Raw genomic sequence first — 18988 nt, 5'->3', positions numbered from 1 at the left:
CCCCTTGCTGAAACTCAGAAGTGGTACACGAAAGCCGCCATCAGGCTGCGCTGGCTGGATCTGCCGAAATCCTGCACCAGCGGGCTGTCGGCGGCGTTATGCGCCAATCTGCCATAACTCGCGGCAAAGGCGACACCGGTCGACTGACTGGTGGGGATGAAGGCATCGTAGGTTACCGAGACCTGGCTGAGGCCACCGTCGGGCCGATACCCCGGGGTGCCCAGGCTCGCCGCGGCTTCGGACGAGACGCCGAAAAAGCGGCGCATGGCGGTGCGGTTCATCGCCTCGCCCGCAACCCGCAGGCTGTGCTCGACGTAGCCTACCGCCGGCAGATCGAGACTGGCATAGATGTCGCCATAAGCCGCGCCGGTGCCCTGGATATCGTGGCGCAGGCGCACACCCACGCTCAACGCTTTGGTGACGTCGTATTCGAGATAAGTGCCGGCCTGCAGGGTGTTGTTGAGCGTGGGAACGCCGCGGTCGGCGAGCGTGCCGAGGTCGCTGCGGCTGCGCCCCCACAACATGGTCCCGACCAGGCCGCCGTGCCAGCGGTCCTGGTGCACGAGATCGATGACCAGGCCATCGACCGTGGAGAATTCGACCCGCTCCTGCCAATTGATATTGATGTACGGCACGCCCCGGGTCTTGCTGTCCGCCGCTCCCAGCCAGCTCGGCAGGCGCTCGGCGCCGGCCCCCAGGGCCACGGTCAGGGGTTTTGCCTGCGTGTCGGACCCGCCGGGCGGCTGCTCCTGCTCGGCCGCCCCCGCACCGGTACTGACGCTCAAGGCAAGGAGGACGGGCGAAAGCGCGAGGAGGCGAGACATTTTCATGGGGAAGCGGGATCCGCTATGGCTGAGCCATCAGAATCGGGGCTGCCAGTTTAGCGTATCGACCGGACAGCACCCAGCGCCCAATGGATCTGCGCCCGATGGATCTGCCGCAACGCGGCGAAATGGGCGATAATGGATGGTTGATCATTTACCGGGCGCCACGAAGGAAACGGTGCTCGTACCACGAGAACTTTCCGGCGTGTCGAACACTTCAAGCACGCGCATCGTTTCCGGATTTTCCGCGAATTTTCGGGGTCCCGACGATGGGCAGGCATGGGTATCGACATTCGCTTTTGCACGCATGGTTCCAGCAAAAATTTCCGCACCGACGCAGCACATGAACGCATTGGAGCCGGCCGGACTGGTTGCGCACTTTCTCGCGCACCCTCCCGAGGGATTCGTCCCCTTTGTTTCCCGCGAGGGAGCGCCCGGGTTCTTCGCTCCGTTCGACCTGTTCACCACTGCCGATGCCGAGACCCTGCGCCTGGCCAATTCGCTGCCGGGCAGCCGCTGGCTGCGCCGTCTCCTGACCTGGCGCACCTGCTTTTTCGGGACCACCTCCAGCGAATATGCGCCGATGCCGCGCGGCATCGCGCCGGTGGCGCTCACCAAAGCGATGCTCGAATCCTGGGCCGAACGTTCTGCGCTCTTGATCGTCAAGGACCTGCCCGAGCATTCCCCACTGCTCCCGGAGGCGGAGCGGGAATATTCCGCCGCTTTCGTCGCCGCCTGCGAGGATGCGGGGTTCGTCATGCTGGAAGGGCAAGCGCTCGCCTATGTGAATATCGATTTTTCCAGCCAGGACGAGTACCTGTCCCGGCTGTCGTCGGGGCGGCGCAAGGATATCCGGCGCAAGCTGCGGGCTCGGGATCGGCTCCAGGTGGAGATCCTGCCGACCGGCGACGAGCGTTTTCAGGATCCTCGATTCCTCGATGCGCTCTACGCCCTCTACGAGGAAGTGTACGCCCAGAGCAAAATCCGCTTCGACAAGCTGACCCGGGAATTCCTCCGTGCCATCCTGCAGGATGGATCGCTTCCCGGCCACCTCTTTCTCTATTACAGCCAGGACGCCCTGATCGGCTTCAACCTCTGCTTCACGCACGGCGGCATGCTCATCGACAAGTACGTGGGCTTCAGCTACCCCGCTTCACGTGAGCACAATCTCTATTTCGTGAGCTGGATGGAGAATCTCGAATTCGCCCGCGCCCACGGTCTGAGCCACTACGTAGCGGGGTGGACCGATCCCGAAATCAAGGCCTACCTGGGAGCCCTGTTCACCTTCACGCGGCATGCGGTCTACGTCCGCAATCCCTTGCTACGCGTTTGCCTGAAAAAGATTTCCCGACGCTTCGAGCATGATCGCGCCTGGTTCGACGCCCATACCCACGCCTCCCCCGCTCGTTCTTGATTTCGACGGTTCGTTGCGCGGCCTGGAAGGGGCGCAGGTCGTCCCGCTGGCGAACTGGCAGGAGGCGATCCGCTTCGGCTGCGGCCTGCCCGCATGGCGCCGCCTCGAGGCCTTTCTGCGGGAATGCATGCCAAGCCGGTACGGCACGGTGCTCATGGGCAGCGGCGATTACCATCACCTCAGCCACCTGCTGCTCAAACGCCTCGACGGCAGCGAGAAATTCGACGTCGTGGTGTTCGACAACCACCCCGACAATATGCGCTTTCCGTTCGGCATCCATTGCGGCTCGTGGGTGCGGCATGCGGCGAGCCTGCCGCAGGTCGGGACCATCCACGTCCTCGGGATCTGCTCGCCGGACGTGGGCTGGCGCCATGCCTGGGAAAATTACCTGTCGCCGATCTTCCGCGGGCAGGTGCATTACTGGACGCTGGGCGTCGATACCGCCTGGGCGAGCCGTCTGGGGCTGGGCAAAGGCTTCCACGCCTTCTCCGCAGTCGCAGACCTGATCGACGCCTTCGTTTGCCGGCTGGCGGGCAGCGATACCCCGGTCTACCTGTCCATCGACAAGGACGTGCTCGCGCCGGAGGTGGCGCGAACCAACTGGGACCAGGGCCGCCTCGGTCTCGACGACATCGCGCGGGTGATCGCGTCCCTGACGGGCCGCCTGGTGGGAAGCGACATCACGGGGGAGATTTCCATCCACCACTACCGGACCGGCTGGAAACGCTGGCTCAGCGCCCTCGACGATCAACCCGCCGTGGCGGAAGAAGCGCTGGCCCGCTGGCAGGCCCAGCAACTGGAAGTGAATCGCCAGCTTCTCGCCTGGATCGCCGCCGCCAGCCGCTAGCCCCGCCGCTCATTGCGTGTGGCGCTCGAGCGCGGCGACGATGGCCTCGAAGCGGGAGTCGTCCAGCCAGGGGCTGTTGGAAATGGTGAAGGAACGGGCGGCGAAGTCGCGGGCGTTCGGGCAGGACCGCGGCTCCAGCCAGGGGTGCAGGTAATCGTAATCGGGCAGGGCATGGGCGAACATGCGCGCCACCCCGCGTCCGCTCCCCCAGAGTTCCCGCAGCGCGGCGTCGCGCTGGGCGGCGCTCGCCGTGGTCAGCATGAGAACGGGCCAGGTACCCTCGCCGCCCGGGCCATCGGCGAATACCTTGACGCCCTGCAGGCGAGCGAGGCGGGGAAGGCGCGCGGCCGCACGGGCCGTGAGGGCCGCCTGGAAGCCTGGCAGGCGCGCGAGCGCGCGGCTGCCGACCGAGCGGCGCCAGCCGGAGACGCGATGCAGCGGGATATCGGAAGAAAAGAGGTCGCCGGCTGCCGCCACCGGATCCTCGCGTCCGAGCGCGTGGCGCAGCGGCATGCCGTAGGCGTAGCGCAGCAGCCGCGGCCTGTAGAGCGCGGCCAGGCCGAGAAGCTGCAGGCAGCGCCAGGCCTCGAACAGCGGGCGTGCAGGCACGATCTCGCCGCTGACGCGGACGATCTCGCGCCGCAGTTCCGGGTCGCCGGCGACCCATATCCCGCCCTCGTAGAGACTCAACCCCTTGCCGGCGGCGAGACTGAAAAAGCCGGCATCGCCGGCGAGGCCGACGCTGCGCCCGTCCTGCCTTGCGCCGAAGGCCTGCGCCGCATCCTCGACCACGAAGGCGCCAACCTGGCGGGCGACCGCCGCGACCGGCCCGATGGCCGCCACCCGACCGCCAAGATGAGTCGGAATCACGGCCAGGGTGTCCTGGTCGCAGGCCCGGGCCAAGGCTTCCGGGTCGAGCTCGAAGCCGTCCCGGACGACGTCGCACAGGCGCAGACGCAGCCCGCAAGCGGCCACGGCGAAGATCACCAGGGGGCAGGTATAGGCCGGGACCACAACGGTCCTCCGGCCGGAGCTGCGGCGCAAGGTCTCGAGGATGACAACCAGGCAGGCGGTGCCGGAACATTCGATGCCGACTCCGGGAACACCGAGAAAGGCCGCCGCGCGCTCGGGGAAATCGCCTTGCCAAGGCGGAAAAAGATCGCGCAGGCGTATCGGCAGTCCAGCAGTGGGAGGGATTTCCAGGCGGACGTCAGCTGTGGACGGAGGCATCCGATCTCTCACCGCAGGCGAGACACACGACGCCGGCCACGATGAGCGCCGCCCCGATGAGTTGCAAGGCACCGAGGCGCTCGCCGAACATCGGCACCGAAATGATCATGATCCCGATCACTTCGAGGTGCGACGCCGCAAACGCCGGACCGACGGGGGCATGCCGCAGGAGGGTCATCCAGGTGGCGAAAGCGCCGACATAGCCGATGATGGAGCCGTAAACCCAGGGATTGCCGAGTACCCGCAACAGCCACGCGAACTCCACGGCAAAGGGCGCCGCATGAATGGCGGCCATCTTGAAGCAGATTTGCGACAGGGTGTCGAAGGCGATCAGGACGACGAAGCCGAGCAGATAGAAGCGCCTGAGGGACATTTACGCCAACCCCACGATGCCGACACCGACGACGATCAGCGCCACCCCCACGAGCCGCAGACGGGTGAAGCGCTCGTGGAAGAAGACGCGGCCGCCGACCATCACCGCGACAATGCTGAACATGCCGAGGAGGACGCCCTCGGCCAGCGGAATCAGCGACAGGAACGCCAGCCAAACGACGAATTCGACCACGAAGCAGGCGACCCCGATCCACAGCCAGGGACGGGCCAGCATGTGCCGCCAGCGCGCCAGCCCGGTGGCGTGCCCAGGTTCGAGAGCTGCCGCCTTGAAGGCGAGGTGGCCGCCGGTGTCGATGGCGATGTTCAGCAACCAAGTACAGATGACAAGCGCGGAATTCATTGGATGGACGGTCGTAAGCCGGGAGGCGTCGGGAAGAAATCGGAGGAGGCCGCAGTTCTGCGACGCGAATTGAAGCTGGAGTGGAAACCGAAGTGGCGGCAGCGCATCGACTCCTCGAATCGCCGGCGAGAGTGTAGATGAAAATACCGCCGGGCGTGACGGCTTGCGCGTCGATCACCCTCGCCCGTCCGCATCGCCCCCTCCTTCCGGAAATTCACCCGGAACATGGACCACTCGCTCCCGTGCAAGCTAGCTCACAAGCTCCCGTGTACCGGCCTTCGGTGGATCGGCGCCCCACCCGAGGAGATCGGGACTCGGCCCCGGTTCGCGCTCGTCAGGAAACCGACAGTTTCGTTCATGGACAATCGCGGCGTTCAAATTGCGCAGCTCAGCCGCCCGAGCCCCGTCGATGACGAGTTTTCTGCGGCAGGCTTCACGGAGAAAGATGATTTTCGTACTCGACTTCGACGGCACGCTGGCTACCGAGGACACCGTCGATCAATTGTTGGAACACCACGCGGATCCTGCCTGGCAAGCGCTCGAAACGGACTGGGTGGACGGACGCATCAGCGCTCTCGAATGCATGCAGAGCCAGGTGCGGCTGGTGCGCGGCGATCACATCACCCTCGGCAAGTTCTTCCGCCAGATCCGCCTCGATCCGCATTTCGACGTTTTCCGGCAGTACGTGCGCCGCTTCGCCCACCTCGCGGTGGTCAGCGACGGCCTCGATTTCGCCATCCAGACCGCCTTGCGCCACGCCGGCCACGAGGATCTGCCGGTCTATGCCAATCAGCTGCATTTCATCTCGCCGGACCGGCTGGAGCTGAGCTTCCCGCACCGGCAAACCGACTGCCGCGGCGGCAACGGCGTCTGCAAGTGCACCGTCGCCCGACAGCTGGCGGCGCGGCACGGCGGGCCGATCGTCCTCGTCGGCGACGGCAAGTCGGACGCCTGCCTGGCAGGCGAGGCGGACATCGTGTTCGCCAAGGGGTCACTCATCCGGCACTGCCAGAGTGAGAACATCAGCCACATCCCGTTCGAACACTTCGGCGACGTGCTTTGCGCCGTCCAGGCATGGGATATCGACAACCAGCTGTTCGCCGCCGTTTAACCGCAACCAAGCAAGCCTTTGTCATGGACCAGAAAACCATTTCCCTGCTCGAAAAAGACGCCCGCTACTGTTCCTGGGGCGACACCGTACATTACGCCGATCCCCCCAAGATCTTCGCCTCCTGCGACGGCAACTATCTCTACGATGAGCAGCAGACGCCCTACCTCGATCTGCAGATGTGGTACTCGGCGGTCAATTTCGGCTACCGCAACCGCCGCCTGAACGAGGCCCTGAAGCGCCAGATCGACACCCTGCCCCAGCTTGCCTGCCAGTATCTGCATGCCGAGAAGGTCGAGCTGGCGGAAACCATCTGCAAGTACATCGAGGACAAATACGGGGTCAAGGGCCGCGTCCATTTCAACGTCGGCGGCGCCCAGGCGGTCGAGGACTCGCTCAAGCTGGTGCGCAACCACACCGGCAAGAACCTCATGTTCGCCTTCATGGGCGGCTACCACGGCCGCACCCTCGGCGCGTCGGCCATCACCTCCAGCTACCGCTACCGCCGGCGCTACGGCCACTTCTCCGACCGCGCCCAGTTCGTGCCCTTCCCCTACTGCTTCCGCTGCCCCTACGGCCTCAAGGAAGCGAGCTGCGGCATGTACTGCCACAAGGAATTCGAGAAGCTGTTCGAGACCGAGTACAACGCCGTCTGGGACGACAAGGCCAAGTCCTGCGAATACGGCGCCTTCTACGTCGAAACCATCCAAGGCACCGGCGGCTATGTCATTCCGCCGACCGAATACTTCCCCAAGCTGGCCAAGACCCTCAAGGAGCGCAATGTCCTGCTGGTGGTCGACGAAATCCAGATGGGCGTTTACCGTACCGGCAAGCTCTGGTCGTGGGAGAATTTCGGCATCGTCCCCGACGTCTTCGTTTTCGGCAAGGCGATCACCAACGGCCTCAACCCCATTTCGGGCATCTGGGCACGCGAAGAATTGATCAATCCGCAGGTCTTCCCGCCCGGATCCACTCATTCCACCTTCTCGTCCAATCCGCTGGGCACGACGACGGCCCTGGAGGTTCTGCGCATGACCCAGGAGGCCGACCTGGAACCCGGCATCCGCGAGAAGGGCGCCTATTTCCTGCAGCGCCTGGAAGAGCTGAAAGCGCGCTGGAAAATGGTTGGCGATGTGAGCGGCCTCGGCCTCGCCCTGCGCATGGAGATGTGCCAGGCGGACGGCTACACGCCCAACCGGGAACTTGCCGACCGGATTTTCAACGAAGGCTTGAAGGGCGATCTCGAAGCCAATGGCAAGCGCTACGGTCTGGTGCTGGACGTCGGCGGCTATTACAAGAACGTCTTCACCCTGGCGCCGAGCTTCACGATCACGAACGAAGAAATCGACCTGGGCATTGCCCTCTTTGAACAACTGCTCCGCCGCTGCGGCGCACAATAAGGGGAAAAGGAAGGAATGGCGGCATGAGCAAGCGCAGCATGGAGAAGATTCTCGGCCCCAACGGCTTCTATGAGAAACGGGGGGAGACCGGCGTTTTGCTCATTCACGGCCTCACCGGCACGCCGTCCGAAATGCGTCACTTCGGACGGCAGCTGGCGCGCAAGGGGTTGACCGTCGCCTGCCCCCAGCTCGCGGGCCATTGCGACTCGGTGCACGCCCTCAAGACGAGTACCTGGGAAGACTGGTACCGCTCGGTTGACGAGGCTTTCGAGGCGCTCGCCCAGGAATGCCGGCACGTCTACGTGGCCGGCCTGTCCATGGGCGCCCTCCTCGGCCTGCTGCTCGCGGCCAGCAAAGAGGAGCGCCTGGCCGGCGTCACCCTGCTCTCCCCGACTTTTTTCTACGACGGCTGGAATATCCCCAAGTGGCGGCAGCGCCTGCTCCTGCCGCTGGTCATCCATAGCCCCCTGCATCGCTTCGTCTCGTGGGAGGAACCGCCTCCCTACGGGATCAAGGACGAGCGCGTCCGGGCGATGGTCGCCGCCGTGCTGGAGAACCGCGACGCCCGCACGGCGGACAAGATCGGGCATTTCAAGACCCCGGCCACGGTCATCCGCGAAAGCAAGCGCCTGGTCAGGGCAGCAAAACAGTCACTCCGGAGGGTGCGACGGCCGACGCTGGTCGTCCATTCGGTCGAAGACGACATGGCGAGCATCAAGAACGCCCATTTCGTCACCCGTCGCATCGGGTCGCAACAAGTCGAGACTTTCTTCGTCGACGACAGCTACCACGTACTCACACTGGACAAGCGCAAGGACGAGATCGCGGCCCGCGTCGCGTCGTTCTGCGCCCCGGCACCTGTCTGAAGGGAAATTTGCCATGACCGCCACTGCTGACGTTCTCACCCAGATCATCTGCGAAAAATTCGAAATCGACCCGGGCAAGATCACTCCCAAAGCGACCCTGGAAGATATTGGCATCGATTCCCTCGACCTCTTTGACGTCGTGTTCAAGGTCGAGGACATCCTCGGCATCAAGGTGCCGAACGACGATGTCAAGATCAGCGACTTTCAGGACCTGGTCAATCTGATCGACCGCTACCGCAGCGCCCAGGGGAAAGCATGACGAAACGCCGCGTTGCCGTCACCGGACAGGGGGTCATTTCGCCCCTCGGCAACACTCCCGACGCTTTCTTCCTCGCGCTGATGGCCGGCAAGTCCGGCATCGGTCGCCTGCGCGCGGAGTTTGCCGACCAGTTGGAGTGCCGGATCGCGGCACAGACCGAATTCGATCCGCAGACCCATTTCAACAAGCGCCAGGTCAACAGCCTCGACCGCGTCAGCCAGTTCGCGCTGGTGGCGGCACGCCAGGCCGTCGCCGCAGCGGGACTCGATCCGGCCCGCCTCGACCTCGCCCGCACCGGCGTCACCCTGGGCACCGGCATGGGCGGCGCGAACTCCCTTGATGAAGCCTATGCCCGCCTTTACCGCGACAATGTATCGCGCCTGAATCCCTTCATCGTCCTCATGGCGATGAACGGCGCGGCCGCCTCGAATATCGCGCTCGAATACCAGCTCGCCGGTCCCAATTACACCTATTCGACCGCCTGCTCGTCGTCGGCAGTCGCCATCGGCGAGGCCTACCGCCTGATCCGCCACGGCTACGCCGATACCATGCTGGCCGGCGGCTCGGAAGCGCTCCTGACCCTGGGCACCATCCGCGCCTGGGAAGCCTTGCGCACCCTGGCCAAAGAGGACGCAAGCGACCCGTCAGCCTCGTGCAAGCCCTTCTCGGCCGACCGCAGCGGGCTGGTGCTCGGCGAAGGGGCGGCCATCGTCGTCCTCGAGGAGTGGGAGACGGCCAAGGCCCGCGGCGCCCGCATCCTCGGCGAGTTGGTCGGCTACAGCAGCGGCAGCGACAGTACCCACATCACCCAGCCCTCGGTCGCCGGGCAGGCGTCCGCCATGCGCGCCGCCCTGGCCGACGCCGAACTGCCGGCCGACGCCATCGGCTACATCAATGCCCACGGCACCGGCACCCTCCTCAACGACCGCACCGAGACCCAGGCGATCAAGGAAGTGTTCGGCGAGCGCGCCTACCGCCTGCCTGTGAGTTCCACCAAATCGATGCACGGCCACCTGATGGGCGCTGCCGGCGCGGTCGAATTCGTGGCCTGCCTGCAGGCGCTGGCCAATCAAGCCGTCCCGCCCACGCAGCACCTCGCCCTCCCCGACCCCGAGTGCGACCTCGACTACGTTCCGAACCAGGGCCGGCAGGTGGCCGATCTCGACTACACCATGTCCAATTCCTTCGCTTTCGGCGGCACCAGCGCGGTATTGATCGCCAAACGGCCATAGCGATCGGCGCCGCGCGGGCGCCTGTTCAACCTCCGGTGCCGGCGGGACGAGAGTCGCCTAACCCGCCAGCCCTTGGCAGTACGCTTGGGTGACCGGGTGACCGGGGGTCATGAAGATATGCTCGGTTGCCCCGCTCTCGATCACGCAGCCGCAGCCGTTCTCAACCCAGCACACGGCGACCGCGTCGGCGAGCCGTCGCGCCTGCGCGAGGTTGTGCGTGACCATCAGCATCGTGTAGCGCCCCTTCAGGTCGCGGATCAGGCGCTCGACCGAGGCCGTGGCGATCGGGTCGAGGGCGCTGCACGGCTCGTCGAGCAGCAGCACCTCGGGCGCCAGGACGATCGCCCGCGCGACGCACAGCCGCTGCTGCTGGCCGCCCGAAAGCGTGAGCGCCGACTGGTCGAGGCGCCCCGCCACCTCGCCCCACAGGCCGACATCACGCAGCGCGCGCTCGACCATGCGTTCGCGCACGTCGCGGCGGCCGATGCCGTGCTCGCGCAACGGGAAATGCAAGTTGTCGGCGATCGAGAGGGGAAAGGGATTGGGTTGCTGGAACACCATGCCGACCCGTCGCCGCAAGCGTGGCAGGGACATCCCCTGCCCCATCACGGTGGCGCCGTCGATGCGGATGTCGCCGCTGACGCGGCATCCAGGAACCATGTCGGTCATGCGGTTGATGGTGGCGAGGAGGCTGCTCTTGCCGCAGCCGCTGGGCCCCACCAGCGCCATCAGCTCGCCCGGCGCGACGCTGAGGCTCGCATGCCGGACGGCCGGACGGTTGCCGTAGGATACCGACACGTCATCGAGTTCGAGTGCGGGCGCGGTCTTGCGGTCATCGATCATCCTGAAGCTCCCCTTGAGATCCGGCCGAGTGCGACGGCGAGTGTCTGGATGCCGATGGCCAACACCAGCAGGACCAGCGCGCTCGCGGCGGCATTGGTGCTGCCCCCCGATACGTTCATCGCGAGGTCGTAGATGTGTACCGCCAATGTGCGGCCCGAGTCGAACCAGCTCCCCGGCCAGCGCGTCACGTAGCCGGCGGTGAATAGCAGCACCGCGGTCTCGGCCAGCGCGCGGCCGGACGCGAGCACCACGCCCAGCGCAATGCCCGGGGCCGCGGTGGGCAGCAGGATGCGGCGCACGAAGCCCCAGCGCGACAAGGCCAGCGCGGCCGCAGCCCGGCGGTAGCCGGTGGGGCACTGGCGCAGCGACTGCTCGGCGGCGCGGATGAAAAGCGGCAGCACCATGCAGGCGAGCGTCAGCCCGCCGGACAGGATGGAGAAACCCAGCCCCAGTTCGACCGCGAAGAAGCGGTTGCCGAACAGCCCGAAAACGATCGAGGGCACGCCGCCCAGGATGTCGAGCGTAAGCTGCAGGGCGCGTTCGAGCCGGCTCCCCGCGCGCACATGCTCGACGAGGAACAGCGCGCAGCCCAGCCCCAGCGGCAGCACGACGCCCAGACACACCGCGAGCACCCACAGCGTGGATACGAGCACCGGGCCTATGCCGCCGCCCAGTCCGGCGTCCGTCGGCGCGCGCAGCAGGAAGTCGGCGTTCAGCGCCGGCAGCCCGTCGACCAGCAGTTCGCCGAACAGGAACAGCGGCACCATCAGGGTCAGCATGGCGAGCAGTCCCATCCAGCGGCCGTGCAGGCGATCGCTGCGTCCCGCGCGATCGAGTGCTTCAACGCCCATCGTCCCTCCCCGCGCCCGCCAGCCCCGCTGCGAAGCGCCCGGCCATCGCCCTTGCGCCGAGCATGATCAGCGTCACGAGCACGAGCAGCAGCCATCCGCTGGCGAACAGCGCCGTCTGATGCGTCCCGCTGGCGTAGGCCATCTCGAGCGCGATGTTGGCGGTGAGCGTACGGATCGGCGTGGTGATGGCGCTGGGCAGTTGCACGACGTTGCCTGCCACCATCAGCACCGCCATCGTCTCGCCCAGCGCCCGCCCGAGCTGCAGCAGGACGGCCGGGAGCAGTTCGGGCGCGGCCGCCGGCAGTAGCACGCGGCGCACCGTTCCGCTGACCGAGGCGCCCAGCGCCATGGCCGCGGCAAGGTGCCGGCGCCGCGCCTCGTCGAGCGCGAGGTCGGCCTGCAGCACGAGGATGGGCAGGATCATCAGCGCCAGCACCAGGGCCCCGGCGAGCAGGCTCGCCCCCGGCGGCGCCCGGCGATTGAGCCATGGCACCAGCACCACCAGCCCCCAGAAACCATACACCACCGACGGGATGCTCGCGAGCAGACCCATCGCACCGCGGTACAGCCCGCCCAGCCACGGCGGCGCGAAGAAGCGTCCCCAGATCGCGAGCACCAGGCCAGGCGGTACGGCGAGAAGCAAGGCCAGCACGCTCACCGCCACCGAACCGACGAGCATCGCGAGCAGGCCGTAGGCGCCGAGCGAAGGATGCCAATCCAGCCGCCACAGCCCCGCGTCGGCAAAGAGCAGACCTGCGCTCGCCGCCGTCAGGTAGACGAGGATCAGCGCGAGGATGGCCGCCACGGCGCCCGCGGAGACCGCGAGCGCGCGATACAGCAGGCGGTCAGCGGACGGCCAGCGGAACGAAATACTGGCCGGTGACAAGGTCGTTCACCTCGGGCGAGCGTGCGAACGCGACGAAATCGCGCGCGATGCCGGAAAGCTCGCCGCGATGGACCAGATTCAGCGGCCGCGACAGCGGAAAGCGCCCGGCGGCGACCGTCGCGGTCGAGGGCTCTACGCCGTCGAGCGGCAGCAGGCGGATCGGCGTGCCGTGGCTCGCCTCGTACTCGGCCGTGCCGATCGACACATAGCCGATCGCCTGCGGGTTGCCCGCCACGGTCTTGATCCCCTGCTGATTGTCGCCGATCACGACGTCCGCGCGAATGGCCGGTGCTTCGAGCTTGAAGTGGGAGAGGAAGAGCTCGAGCGTCGAGCGCCCCTCGGCCTTGTTCACCACCGTGATCGGCGCGTCCGCACCGCCGACCGCCTTCCAGTCCCGCAGCGTGCCGGTATAGATCGCGATGATCTGCTCGCGCGTGAGCGCCGTCACAGGGTTATCGCGATGCACGATCATTGCGATGCCGTCGTGCGCGATGGTGTCGGCGACGAGATCGCCTTCGTCCGCCTTCAGCGCGCGCGACACCATGCCGATGTTCGACAGGCCCTGGCGCACGTCGGCGACCCCGCGTGCCGAACCACCGGCCTGCACGTCGATCTTGACGCCCGGATGGGCGGCCTCGAAGCGTTCGGCGAGCACCGTCGCGAGCGGCGCGATGGTGCTCGAGCCGGTCAGGACGAGATGTTCGCCCGACTCGCGTGAACAACCCGCGCCGAACAGGGCGGCGACGAGCGTCACCACGAAAAACAGCTTCCTCGACAGAAATTTCATTGCACCTACTCCTCAGCAGCAGCCGCCGGCGACGCGCGTCTGCGCATCGCGGTCGAAGGGTATTGAATTGCCACAACCTGCGAACAGGCCGTAATGGCGCTCGGAATTGCCGATGAACTCGAAGTGCGGCCGGAAGCGCGTCTCGTGCAGCATGCGCCAGGTGTTGCCGCACACCGGGAAGACGCGCCCGGCTTCGATTTCGTGGTGCTTGTCGAGGCGGAAGCGCTGCGCCATCGTCGGCACCGTGCCGCGGTAGATCACCGCCTGCCCGTAGTCCTCGCACTGCGGCTCGAGGCCGTCGAGCTTGAAGAGCCGATAGGTCGCCGAGTGGAATCGGACCCCCGCGGCACGTTCGGCCAGGGCGGGGTCGGTGATCGCGATCGGGCGGTCTTCGACCAGGCGCGGATCGGCGAAACCGTGGCGTTTCGCCAACGCCAGGAAATCCCCCCAATACAGCGCCCCGCCAAGACATTCGCCATACAGCAAGGGATCGTTGCGCACCTGCGCCGGCACGCGGCGGTCGGCATAGATGTCGGAAAAGTAGAACTCGCCGCCCGGCTTCAGCAGGCGGAAGACGTTGCGCAACACCGCGTCCTTGTCCGGCGAGAGGTTCACGACGCAGTTCGACACGACCGCGTCGAAGCTCGCGTCGGGCAGCCCGAGTTCGTCGAGATGTTCGATATAGCCCAGCATGAAGCCCACGTTGTCGCGGGCATGACCGAAGGCTTCGCGGTGATGGTCGCGGTGCCGCAGCGCCACTTCGAGCTGCTCCTCGGTCATGTCCACACCGACGACCTGCCCGCGTTCGCCGACCAGTTGCGACAGCACGTACACGTCGCGCCCCGAGCCGCAGCCGAGATCCAGCACCTGGCAGCCGTCGAGCAAGGGCGGGCACACCAGCCCGCAGCCGTAGTAGCGCGACAGTACCTCGGGATGAACCCGGGCGAGCAGCGGCTTCAGCCACGCGGGCATCTGGCTCGCATCGCAGCAGGCGGTGGTGCGCAAGTCTTCGCTGCCCTGCAACCGGCTGCCGTAATAGTCCTTCACGAGCTCATGCATGGTTTGTGTTCCCTTGGGGTTGAATGTCGGATCCGCGGCAGCTCGCCCGTCACGCCGCGCAGCTTGAATTTGCGGGATGGTCCTCGCCCAGCGCGCCGCCACAGCTCGACCCCTGCCCCGCCGTGCAGCCGTAGCAGTGGTCGGCTACGCGGATCACGCCGCCGGCGAGCGTCGCGGCAGTCGCGTCGCGCACATGCAGGCGCGGACGGCCGCCGCCGGCGATCGGCATGTCGAGCTGCTGGTTGAAGTCGCAATCGTAGAGATAGCCCTGCCAATCGACGCTGACGAGGCTGCGGCACATCACCGCGGTGAGGTTCTCCGAGCGGTGCGCATCGCGCAGGGTGCGCATGTAGTCGTGGAACTGCCCCTTCGAGACGAGCAGGCTGCCGAAGCGCTTGATCGGCATGTTCGCGAGCGTGAAGAGCTGGTTGAAGACGATGCCGAACGTTTCGCCGAGATGCTCGCGATACGCCCCCTCCAGCGCCGCCTGCGGGGGCGGCAGCACCGGGCCCTGCGGGTTGTACACCAGGCTGAGCTGCAGGCTGCTGCCGGAGGCACCGTAACCCAGCGCATTGAGCTTCTTCAGTGAGCGGATGCTCGCCCCGAACACGCCCTTGCCGCGCTGCCGGTCGACGTTGTCCTCCAGGTAGCACGGCAGCGAGGCGACGATCTCCACGCCCTGCTTGGCGAGAAATTGCGCCAGATCCTCGTATCCGGGCTCTTCCAGGATCGTCAGGTTGCAGCGGTCGATCACCCGCAGGCCGCGGGCGCGCGCCGCCTTCACCAGGCGTTGGAAGTTCGCATTCATCTCCGGCGCGCCGCCGGTCAGGTCGAGCGTCGTCAACGAAGGGCTCGCGGCAATGAAATCGAGCACCGCATTTGCGGTGTCGACCGACATCTCCTCCGTGCGGGTCGGCCCGGCATTGACGTGGCAATGCACGCAACTCTGGTTGCAGCGATAGCCGAGATTCACCTGCAGCGTCTCGATCGTCCCCCGCCGGATGCGGGGGAAATCGGTTGCGGCGAGCAGCGGAAACGTTGCGTGCATCAGTTGCTCCTGTCGCGGTCGTGGTGTCGATGATGGGGAATAGTCGGCGCAGCGCGCCGATCCTTACAACTGCTCCGAACTTCTTCGCGGAACGACCGCGGCGCCCAAGGTGCCCCGCGGTCGTCAGCCACGTCAGCCCGCGATGACCGCCATACGGCGCGTCGCCTCGTCGGCCGACCACACCGCGTTCGCGATCATGCGGAAGTTGGTCAGCGCCGCGAGGTAACCGTCGCCGTCGGGGAGCTTCGCACCCGCGGTCGCATCCTTCACCACCGCGACCTCGAACCCTGTCTCCAGCAGTTCCCGCAGATGGCTCTCGATGCACAGGTTGGCCGACATGCCGGCCAGGATCACCTGGTCGATCCGCTGCTTGCGCAGTTGCAGCACGACGTCGTTGTTCTGCGGCCCATACACCTTGTGGGGCGACGCGACGATGGTCTTGCCGTCGTTGATGTAGGGCTTGAACCGCTCCAGCCAGTCCGCGCCCGAACCCTCGAAACCGGTGAGATTCAGCGCCCCCTTGCGGTCGAACATCTTGATCTTGTGCATCACCTTCTCGAGCGCGCCCTCGAACTTCCAGCCCTTGTCGCTCGGATAGTAGTAGTGGGGCGAGATCACGACGGGGATGTCGGCGGCCTTGGCGGCCTTGAACAGACGCTCGATGTTCGCGACCGTCCCCTGCTCGCGCACCGATTCGCCCACCACGCCCCACGCGACGCCCTTCTCGCTGAGGAAGTCGTTCTGCGGATCGACCACCAGCAGGGCCGTGCGCCCCCTCGTCAATTCCATGTTGCTCGGCGGCAACGCGCTTTTCTCCGGGTCGGCGTAAGGCGATCCGGCCTTCGCCTGCGCGTGCGCCGTCGGCGACAGCGCCGCGGCGAGGCCCACCGCAGCGGCCCCCACCACCCCCTTCAGCACGTCGCGGCGGCCCGCAACGGATTCATGCTCATCGTTCTTCATGTCGAACTCCCTCAGATTGGCTGGTTTTCACGTGTGCGTTCAGGCGACTTCCACGACCGGGAAATCGATCACCGTCCCCGCCACGTGGTTCGTGTAATTGGTCAGCACGCTCAGTGCGACGTTGGCGATGATTTCGAGGATCACCACGTCCGACAGCCCCCCCTCGCGCGCATGCGCCACGGCACCGGAACCGACGCGCCCCCGCGTCTGCACGAGCTGACGGGCAAACGACGCGATCGCAGCCTCCCGCGGCGTGCTCGCCGTGCCGGCGCGCGCCAGGCGGATCTCGTCCTCGCTCAGCCCGATGGCCTTGCCGAGAAGGCTGTGCGCGCTCAGGCAGTACCCGCAGACGTTTTCCTGGGCGGTCGCCAGCGCAACGATTTCACGCTGGCGCGCGCTGAGTTGTCCGGCACCGAGCGTCTCGGAGAACTGCAGATAGCCTTGCAGCGCCGCCGGAGAATTGGCGAGCGTCGCGATGAGGTTCGGCACACCGCCCAGCTTGGCCTTGACTGCGTTGAGGGTGGCCGCGGTCGATTCGTCGGCGTCAGAAATATTCAAAGGAAGGATCGTGGGCATCATCATCTCCATTCATGCATTTGCGTGCGGAAGTGCACGGTGCATAGAATGAGTGATCGAACGATACTTCAGGACTCGTTCCTTATCGTTTGAACCACTTTGCGTCTCACATCTCATGGACCGTCTGTCATCCCTGCTCGACCGCTTCGCGCTGAGTGCGCGCGTCTTCTATTCCGGCACGTTGTGCGGCGTGACGACCTTCGAGGCGACCGACGAAGCCGGGCACCTGCACGTCGTGCGCCGCGGGCCGCTCCAGGTGGAGGGCGCCGATCGCCGCCTGATCGACATCGACGAGCCCAGCCTCCTGTTCTACCCCCGGCCCGCCGGCCACCGCCTGCGCACCCATCGCGATACGGGGGCGGACGTCGTCTGCGCGTCGGTCGAATTCGGCGGCGGCCTGGGCAACCCCCTGGCGCGCGCCCTGCCCCCTTTGCTGGTGATCCGCCTTGCCGACCTGCCTGCGCTCGCGAGCACGCTCGCCCTCCTGCTCGATGAAGCGTTCGAGCAGCGCTCCGGTCGGCAGGCCATCGTCGACCGTCTGTGCGAGGTCGTGCTGGTGCACGTATTGCGTCATACGATCGAGCACCGCCTGATGCCAACCGGTCTTTTCGCGGGCTTGGCCGAACCCCGGCTCGCCCGCGCGATCGAGGCGATGCACGCGGAGCCGGCGCGCAAGTGGTCGCTGGAGGAACTGGCCGCGCGTGCCGGCATGTCCCGCGCCCGTTTTGCCGTGAACTTCAGGGAAACCGTGGGGCAGACCCCGCTCGACTACCTGACCGACTGGCGCATCGGTCTCGCGCAGACCCTCCTGCGCAAGGGCAGGCCGGTCAAGATCGTTGCCGAGGAAGTCGGCTACGGGAGCGCCACGGCGCTCTCGCGCGCCTTTTCGACGCGGCTCGGGGCATCGCCGATGGCCTGGGCGAGGCGGGAACGCTGAACCCAGAGCGAGGCCCGTCGTAAGGAAACGGGCGCCGTCGCGACAAATCATCTCCGACGCAACGACCGTTACCGCCCGCTACGCAGTACATCTGATCGAAGCGAGTGCTGTACTCAACCTGTAGGACTGAAAAGAGATGACCGGGAAACTTCAAACGGCCGGTTCGAACGCTCTCATGCGTCTGAAGCCGGACCCCATCCCGCTCCTGCATCCGGTACCCGAGTATTTGGCGACCGGCACACGCAAGGCGGTTTACGACGAGACCAAACGCGTTCTTCAAGTGCCCTGGATGGGCGTGGTTACGATGGCGATGGCGCACTACCCGGCGTTCTACGGGACCTTATGGGAGGGACTGCGGCCGCTGTACGAATCGGTCGAGTTCGTCGCCGCATGTCGGCGCCTGCGCGAGGCGGCGGAGGATGTTGCGAGCAGCCTTTCGGTCACGCCGCTACAACCGCAGCTCGCCGAACTCGGCTACGCGGCGCGTGAGATCGAGCAGATCAGGGAACTGATCGAGGTCTTCTCGCACGGCAACATGCCTTACCTGCTGATCGCGACCCAGGCGCGGCTACTTCTCGAAGGTCATTCCCTCAGCGCGGAAACGTCGGTTCAGCCGGGCGCGAACAGGCACGGCGCAGCCGCGACTGTCCCCCTGGTCCTGATGGAAAAGCATCACGTCGACGCGCCGACGCGCGAACTTTACAGTGACATCACGTCGCGCCTCGGCCTGCCTTTCGTCAACACGGACTACCGCGCCCTCGCTCGGTGGCCTACCTACTTTTCCGCCGCATGGGCGGGGCTGCGGGAACAAGTCGGCGGTGAGGCGTACGAGCGAATCACGGAAGAGGTTCATCGCACCGCCGTCGATACGGTGCTCGCCCTTCCGAACCCTGGCAGGCTCGTGCCCGAGCAACTGCGCGCTGCCGCCGGCGCACAGTTCAACGAGATTCTGAATATGGTACGTCTGTTCCAGTGGTTGCTGCCGGGACTGATCGTGAACGTTGCCTTCTTCCGGGCGCAACTGAGCGAGGACTGACCAGGCGCCATCCCCCGAAGCACGCACCCCGAACCCACCCCCGTCGGAACCGGAAATGCTGCTTCCTAGGCAAATTGCCGGGCACTGCGTGT

The 18988-nt window shown here is 66.1% G+C and carries 21 protein-coding genes; 9 read left to right on the top strand and 12 right to left on the bottom strand.

What is annotated here, in order from left to right; all coding sequences use genetic code 11:
• Positions 1–14: 14 nt before the first annotated feature.
• Positions 15–830 (bottom strand): MipA/OmpV family protein, encoded by an 816-nt coding sequence (locus CDA09_RS10840; RefSeq protein WP_121428636.1) that lies wholly within the window; start codon positions 828–830, stop codon positions 15–17.
• 136 nt (positions 831–966) lie between these two features.
• Between CDA09_RS10840 and CDA09_RS10835 the strand changes: the two genes are divergently transcribed.
• The gene (locus CDA09_RS10835) at positions 967–2238 is read left to right on the top strand and encodes a GNAT family N-acetyltransferase (protein WP_286164468.1); all 1272 of its coding nucleotides are present in this window, start codon (positions 967–969) and stop codon (positions 2236–2238) included.
• Positions 2186–3085, top strand: a complete 900-nt coding sequence (locus CDA09_RS10830) for an arginase family protein (protein WP_121428634.1) — start codon at positions 2186–2188, stop codon at positions 3083–3085. The genes CDA09_RS10835 and CDA09_RS10830 overlap by 53 nt, the downstream gene beginning before the upstream one ends.
• A gap of 9 nt (positions 3086–3094) precedes the next feature.
• Here the strand turns inward: CDA09_RS10830 and CDA09_RS10825 are convergent, their stop codons facing one another.
• From CDA09_RS10825 to CDA09_RS10815, 3 genes are read right to left on the bottom strand one after another with little or no spacing between them, the layout of a single operon-like run.
• The gene (locus CDA09_RS10825; protein WP_121428633.1) at positions 3095–4315 is read right to left on the bottom strand and encodes a DegT/DnrJ/EryC1/StrS family aminotransferase; all 1221 of its coding nucleotides are present in this window, start codon (positions 4313–4315) and stop codon (positions 3095–3097) included.
• Entirely contained in the window at positions 4296–4688 is a 393-nt protein-coding gene (locus CDA09_RS10820; protein WP_121428632.1) for a DMT family transporter, read from the bottom strand. The genes CDA09_RS10825 and CDA09_RS10820 overlap by 20 nt, the downstream gene beginning before the upstream one ends.
• Positions 4689–5048, bottom strand: a complete 360-nt coding sequence (locus tag CDA09_RS10815) for an EamA family transporter (RefSeq protein ID WP_121428631.1) — start codon at positions 5046–5048, stop codon at positions 4689–4691.
• A gap of 445 nt (positions 5049–5493) precedes the next feature.
• Between CDA09_RS10815 and CDA09_RS10810 the strand changes: the two genes are divergently transcribed.
• From CDA09_RS10810 to CDA09_RS10790, 5 genes are read left to right on the top strand one after another with little or no spacing between them, the layout of a single operon-like run.
• Positions 5494–6159: an HAD-IB family phosphatase gene (locus CDA09_RS10810; protein WP_121428630.1), complete on the top strand. Its 666-nt coding sequence runs from the start codon at positions 5494–5496 to the stop codon at positions 6157–6159.
• A 23-nt stretch (positions 6160–6182) separates the two neighbouring features.
• Complete coding sequence (locus CDA09_RS10805; protein WP_121428629.1) at positions 6183–7556, top strand: aspartate aminotransferase family protein; 1374 nt, start codon at positions 6183–6185, stop codon at positions 7554–7556.
• A gap of 23 nt (positions 7557–7579) precedes the next feature.
• Entirely contained in the window at positions 7580–8422 is an 843-nt protein-coding gene (locus tag CDA09_RS10800) for an alpha/beta hydrolase (RefSeq protein ID WP_121428628.1), read from the top strand.
• 13 nt (positions 8423–8435) lie between these two features.
• Positions 8436–8681, top strand: a complete 246-nt coding sequence (locus tag CDA09_RS10795) for an acyl carrier protein (protein WP_121428627.1) — start codon at positions 8436–8438, stop codon at positions 8679–8681.
• Positions 8678–9913, top strand: a complete 1236-nt coding sequence (locus CDA09_RS10790) for a beta-ketoacyl-[acyl-carrier-protein] synthase family protein (protein WP_121428626.1) — start codon at positions 8678–8680, stop codon at positions 9911–9913. Before CDA09_RS10795 ends, CDA09_RS10790 begins: the two co-directional genes overlap by 4 nt.
• Positions 9914–9970: 57 nt before the next feature.
• Here the strand turns inward: CDA09_RS10790 and CDA09_RS10785 are convergent, their stop codons facing one another.
• The 8 genes from CDA09_RS10785 to CDA09_RS10750 form a co-directional block, all read right to left on the bottom strand.
• Positions 9971–10756 (bottom strand): phosphate ABC transporter ATP-binding protein, encoded by a 786-nt coding sequence (locus tag CDA09_RS10785; protein WP_121428625.1) that lies wholly within the window; start codon positions 10754–10756, stop codon positions 9971–9973.
• On the bottom strand, positions 10753–11607 hold the full coding sequence (gene pstA, locus CDA09_RS10780) for a phosphate ABC transporter permease PstA (protein WP_121428624.1): 855 nt from the start codon (positions 11605–11607) through the stop codon (positions 10753–10755). Before pstA ends, CDA09_RS10785 begins: the two co-directional genes overlap by 4 nt.
• Positions 11597–12493 carry a PstC family ABC transporter permease gene (locus CDA09_RS10775; RefSeq protein ID WP_121428623.1) on the bottom strand — a complete coding sequence of 299 codons (897 nt, stop codon included), beginning with the start codon at positions 12491–12493 and terminating at the stop codon, positions 11597–11599. Before CDA09_RS10775 ends, pstA begins: the two co-directional genes overlap by 11 nt.
• Complete coding sequence (locus CDA09_RS10770; protein WP_121428622.1) at positions 12453–13280, bottom strand: phosphate ABC transporter substrate-binding protein; 828 nt, start codon at positions 13278–13280, stop codon at positions 12453–12455. The genes CDA09_RS10775 and CDA09_RS10770 overlap by 41 nt, the downstream gene beginning before the upstream one ends.
• A 12-nt stretch (positions 13281–13292) precedes the next feature.
• A complete protein-coding gene (locus CDA09_RS10765) occupies positions 13293–14339 on the bottom strand; it encodes a methyltransferase domain-containing protein (protein WP_121428621.1) in 1047 nt (348 codons plus the stop codon).
• Positions 14340–14388: 49 nt separating this feature from the next.
• A complete protein-coding gene (gene arsS, locus CDA09_RS10760) occupies positions 14389–15387 on the bottom strand; it encodes an arsenosugar biosynthesis radical SAM (seleno)protein ArsS (protein ID WP_121428620.1) in 999 nt (332 codons plus the stop codon).
• Positions 15388–15519: 132 nt separating this feature from the next.
• Complete coding sequence (locus CDA09_RS10755; RefSeq protein WP_121428619.1) at positions 15520–16347, bottom strand: cysteine hydrolase family protein; 828 nt, start codon at positions 16345–16347, stop codon at positions 15520–15522.
• Positions 16348–16386: 39 nt separating this feature from the next.
• A complete protein-coding gene (locus CDA09_RS10750) occupies positions 16387–16905 on the bottom strand; it encodes a carboxymuconolactone decarboxylase family protein (RefSeq protein ID WP_286164467.1) in 519 nt (172 codons plus the stop codon).
• 133 nt (positions 16906–17038) lie between these two features.
• Here CDA09_RS10750 and CDA09_RS10745 point away from each other — a divergent pair, with 133 nt between their 5' ends.
• Entirely contained in the window at positions 17039–17860 is an 822-nt protein-coding gene (locus CDA09_RS10745) for an AraC family transcriptional regulator (RefSeq protein ID WP_121428618.1), read from the top strand.
• Between the two features lie 136 nt (positions 17861–17996).
• Positions 17997–18896: a hypothetical protein gene (locus tag CDA09_RS10740; RefSeq protein WP_121428617.1), complete on the top strand. Its 900-nt coding sequence runs from the start codon at positions 17997–17999 to the stop codon at positions 18894–18896.
• The last annotated feature ends 92 nt before the right edge of the window (positions 18897–18988 follow it).

Source organism: Azoarcus sp. DN11 (assembly GCF_003628555.1).
Lineage (GTDB): Bacteria > Pseudomonadota > Gammaproteobacteria > Burkholderiales > Rhodocyclaceae > Aromatoleum.
This window is presented reverse-complemented; position numbering and strand designations above follow the sequence as displayed.